The 4,501-nt window shown below is 72.5% G+C and carries 4 protein-coding genes; all 4 read left to right on the top strand.

Features of this window, described 5'->3' with window-relative positions; all coding sequences use genetic code 11:
• Nucleotides 1-20 precede the first annotated feature (20 nt).
• Entirely contained in the window at nt 21-1,325 is a 1,305-nt protein-coding gene (locus tag G7A99_RS04425) for an NAD(P)/FAD-dependent oxidoreductase (protein WP_018716454.1), read from the top strand.
• Nucleotides 1,322-2,092, top strand: coding sequence for a DUF1365 domain-containing protein (locus tag G7A99_RS04420; protein WP_018716455.1), 771 nt, complete (start codon nt 1,322-1,324; stop codon nt 2,090-2,092). The genes G7A99_RS04425 and G7A99_RS04420 overlap by 4 nt, the downstream gene beginning before the upstream one ends.
• Nucleotides 2,089-3,306 carry a cyclopropane-fatty-acyl-phospholipid synthase family protein gene (locus tag G7A99_RS04415; RefSeq protein WP_018716456.1) on the top strand — a complete coding sequence of 406 codons (1,218 nt, stop codon included), beginning with the start codon at nt 2,089-2,091 and terminating at the stop codon, nt 3,304-3,306. The genes G7A99_RS04420 and G7A99_RS04415 overlap by 4 nt, the downstream gene beginning before the upstream one ends.
• A partial coding sequence (locus G7A99_RS04410) for an MFS transporter (RefSeq protein ID WP_163139020.1) occupies nt 3,303-4,501 on the top strand: 1,199 nt, incomplete at its 3' end. The genes G7A99_RS04415 and G7A99_RS04410, both read left to right, overlap by 4 nt.

The following is a 4,501-nucleotide window of genomic DNA, read 5'->3' as shown; positions in this document are numbered from 1 at the left end:
CATTTACGGGGCGATAGGTTATGGCACACAGACGCATCGCAGTGGTCGGGAGCGGCATCGCCGGGCTGGGAGCGGCCTGGCTGTTATCCCGCCGCCACGAGGTGGTGCTCTTCGAGGCGGACTCGCGTCTCGGTGGACACACACACACGGTGGACTGCGACCTCGCCGGCGGCCGGATCAGCGTGGACACCGGCTTCATCGTCTACAACGAGGCCAACTACCCGCACCTTACCGCCCTGTTCGCGACCCTCGGCGTACCGACCCGGCCATCGGACATGTCCTTCGCCTTCTCCGCCAGCGATATCGACCTGGAATACGCGGGCGACAACCTCAACACCCTGTTCGCACAGCGGCGCAATCTGCTGCGGCCCGCGTTCTGGCGCATGGCCGGCGATATCCTGCGCTTCAACCGCGAGGGCGCCCGCGCCCTCGCCACGGACGCGCTGGACCACGACGAGCCGCTGTCGGCATTCCTCGACCGTATCGGCCTCGGCGAGGCCTTCCGGCGCTACTATCTGCTGCCCATGAGCGCGGCAATCTGGTCCTGTCCGCCGGAGCGGATGCTGGCCTTCCCGGCGGCAAGCCTGCTGCGCTTCTTCGCCAATCACGGACTCATCCGCCTGTCGGGCCGGCCGCAGTGGCGCACGGTCACCGGCGGTGCAAGGCGCTACATCGAGGCGATGCGCCCGGACCTCGGCGAAGTGCGGACCGGCTCCCCGGTCACCCGGATCCGCCGCGACGGCACGGGCGTTCACCTGCACGGCCCGTCCGGCGGGCTCGGACGGTTCGACGACGTGGTCATCGCCGCACATGCCGACCAGGCCCTGGCGATGCTGGAGCAGCCGAGCCGCGGCGAACGCACGGTGCTCGGGCGTTTCCATTACCAGGCCAACGAGGCGTGGCTCCACCAGGACCCGGCACTGATGCCCCGACGCCGCACGGTGTGGTCATCCTGGAACCACCTCACCACGCACGCCGCCGATGGTTCCCGGCCGGTATCGGTGACCTACTGGATGAACCGGCTCCAGCGACCCGACACCGACGAGCCGCTGTTCGTGAGCCTCAACCCGGTACGCCCGCCGGCGCCGGACCGGGTGATCCGCCGCCTGAGCTACGATCACCCGGTATTCGACGGCGCCGCGATGCGCGCACAGGCGGCGCTTCCACGGCTGCAGGGTGATGGCGGCGTGTGGTTCTGCGGCAGCTACTGCGGCTACGGCTTCCACGAGGACGCCCTGGCCTCGGCGGTCGCGGTCGCCGGGCGCCTGGGATGCGCGCCGCCGTGGACGCACGCCGTGCAGCGGGACGGCGGAAACACGGGATGAGCGATCTGGCGCTGTATACCGGCACGGTGATGCACCGGCGGCTCGCCGAGCCCGGGTACCGGTTTCGGTACCGGACGTTCTCGCTGCTCGCCGACATCGACCGACTCGACGAGGCCGCCGCATCACGGCGATGGTTCTCCCACAACCGGCGCAATCTCGTGGCCCTGTTCGACCGCGACCACGGGCCCGGCGACGGCAGCCCGCTGCGCCCGTGGGCGGAGCGGGTGCTCGCCGGCAGCGGCATCGACCTCGCCGGCGGCGGCATCCACCTGCTCTGTCACCCACGGGTACTCGGCTACACGTTCAACCCGCTGTCGCTGTGGTTCTGCCGGCATCGCGACGGCACGCTGCTCGCCGTGATCGCCGAGGTGCACAACACCTTCGGCGACCGCCACGTCTATCTGCTGCACGAGCACGGCCGCGCCCTGCAGACGCCGGTCAGGGCCCGTCACGGCAAGGTCTTCCACGTCTCGCCCTTTCTGCCGGTGAGTGGCGAATACCGCTTCCGGATCAGCCCGCCGGAAGCGGCGCTGAGGATCGCCATCACCTACCACCGGGAGCCCGGCGGTGCGGTCACGCTGGCCGCCGTGCAGACCGGCGAGCACCGCGACGCCGGCGACCGCGCGCTGCTGCGCCAGGTACTCGCGATGCCGCTGATGACCTTCAAGGTCATCGCCGCCATCCACTGGCGGGCACTCGGAATCTGGCTGCGCGGCGGCCGCTATCACCGGCGACCGCCGCCGCCCAGCGAGGAGGTTTCACGATGAGCACCCCCACGGAATCGGCCCTCGAACTCCCCCGCCCGCTGCCCGCCGGCGCGGCGCTGCTGATGGGGCGGCTGCGGCGCCTCGCCCGCGGCGAGCTGCGGGGGCGCCTGCCCGGCGGCCAGCCCTACCGGATCCGTGCCGCCGGAGCCGGGCCCGCGGGGGTGCTCGACGTGCACGCCCCGTGGCGGCTGCTCGGGCGCTGCGCGCTGCACGGGGCGGTAGGCTTCGCCGAGGCCTACATCGCCGGCGACTGGGACAGCCCCGACCCGGCGGCACTGCTGGAGGTCATGGCCGTCAACGAGCCCGCCTTCTCCGCCCGCGAGCCACGGCTGCTGACCGCGCTGCAGCGTGCCGGCCATCTCGGCTGGCGGCGCAACACCCGGCGGGGCAGCCGCCGCAACATCGCCGCCCACTATGACCTCGGCAACGACTTCTACCGGCTGTGGCTCGACGAGACCATGACCTACTCGGCGGCGGTGTTCGAACGCCCGGAGCAGCCCCTCGCCGAGGCCCAGCGGGCCAAGTACGACGCCCTGCTCGACGCCCTGGACGCACGGCCCGGCGAGCGGGTGCTCGAGATCGGCTGCGGCTGGGGCGGTTTCGCGCTGCGCGCCGCCGGGCGCGGCCTGCATGTCACCGGCATCACCCTCTCCGGCGAACAGCTCGCCTGGGCCCGGCAGGCCGCCGCCCGGGCCGGCCTGGGCGAGCGTGTCGATCTGCGCCTGCAGGACTACCGCGACGTCACCGGCACCTTCGACCACGTCGTCTCCATCGAGATGCTGGAGGCGGTGGGCGAGGCCTACTGGGAGCGCTACTTCGACACCCTCGCCGCCCGCGTACGGCCGGGTGGCGGCATCGCGCTGCACGGCATCACCATCGACGCCGACAGCTTCGAGCACTACCGGCGCGAGCCGGACTTCATACAGCGCTACATCTTCCCGGGCGGCATGCTTCCCACCCGCGACCACCTGCTCGCCCTTGCCACGGAGCGCGGGCTCGGGGTAAGCGGCGACGAGCGCCTGGGCCGCCACTACGCGGAGACCCTGGCCCGCTGGAGCGCACGCTTCAACGCAGCGGAGGGAACCATGTCCGCCCAGGGCTTCGACGAGCGCTTCCGGCGCATGTGGCGGTACTACCTCGCCTACTGCGAAGCGGGCTTCCGCAGCGGCCGGATCGATCTGCAGCGCCTGGTGCTGCGGCGGCCGCCGGCGTGATCGCCGGCCGCCGGGTTCTCCTCGCCTATGGCGCGCCGGCACTGCCGCTGGCGGTGCTGGGCATCCCGATGTACGTCTTCCTCCCCGGGTTCTACGGCGAGCGCCTCGGCCTCGCCGGCGTCGGCACCGCCCTGCTGCTGGCGCGGCTGTGGGATGTGGTCACGGACCCGGCCATCGGTGCGCTCGGCGACCGGCTGCACACCCGCTGGGGCCGCCGGCGTCCGTTGATGGTGGTGGGTTCCCCGCTGCTTCTGGTAAGCGCCTGGCAGCTATTCCACCCGCCCCCGGACGTGACCATCGCCTGGCTGCTGGCCTGGGGGCTGGCCGCATACCTGGGCTGGACTCTGGTGGCGCTGCCCTACACCGCCTGGGGCGCCGAGCTGTCCCGGGACTACGACGAACGCGCCTCGATCACGGCGAGCCGCGAGGGGTTCATGATCCTGGGCACCCTGGTCGCCGTCGCCTGGCCCGGCGTGGTGGGCGGTGGACGCACCGACGCGACCACCCTCGCCGGTCTGGCGTGGCTGCTGGTCGTGCTGCTGCCGCTGACCCTGGCAGTGACCCTGGCGCTGGTCCCGGAACCGCCGGCGGGCGCCGCCGCGGCCCCGGGGTGGCGGCGCGGCTGGCGGCTGCTGCGCGGCAACGCGCCGTTTCGCCGGCTGCTCGCCGCGTACGTGCTCAACGGGCTCGCCAACGGCCTGCCGGCCTCGCTGTTCACCCTCTATGCCGCTCACGTACTCAGCGCCCGCGGGGCCACCGGGGCGCTGCTGCTGATCTACTTCGCCGCCGGCATCGCCGCCCTGCCGGGCTGGCTTTGGCTGTCCCGGCGTGTGGGCAAGCACCGGGCCTGGGCCCTGTCCATGCTCTGGGCCTCGCTGGTGTTCGCGTGGGTGCCGCTGCTCGGTACGGGTGATGTGGCGGCGTTCGCCGTGATATGCGCCCTCTCGGGGGCGAGCGTGGCCGTGGACATGGCCCTGCCCGCGGCCATCCAGGCGGACCTCGTGGACCTGGACACCCACCGCGGCGGCGGTGGCCGGGCGGGCCTGTTCTTCGGCCTGTGGAACATGGCCACCAAGCTCGCCCTCGCCCTCGCGGTGGGGATCGCCTTCCCGCTGCTGGCGGCGCTGGGATTCGATCCGGCGGCGCCCGCCTCCGGGGACGGCCTCGCGCTGGCGCTGTTCTACGGCGCCGCGCC

It is taken from the genome of Arhodomonas sp. KWT (genome assembly GCF_010993615.1).
This window is presented reverse-complemented; position numbering and strand designations above follow the sequence as displayed.

What these genes read in the sequence shown, in the direction of transcription:
- G7A99_RS04415 (WP_018716456.1), top strand. Translation starts at nt 2,089, where the DNA reads ATGAGCACCCCCACGGAATCGGCCCTCGAACTCCCCCGCCCGCTGCCC.
- G7A99_RS04425 (WP_018716454.1), top strand. Translation starts at nt 21, where the DNA reads ATGGCACACAGACGCATCGCAGTGGTCGGGAGCGGCATCGCCGGGCTG.
- G7A99_RS04420 (WP_018716455.1), top strand. Translation starts at nt 1,322, where the DNA reads ATGAGCGATCTGGCGCTGTATACCGGCACGGTGATGCACCGGCGGCTC.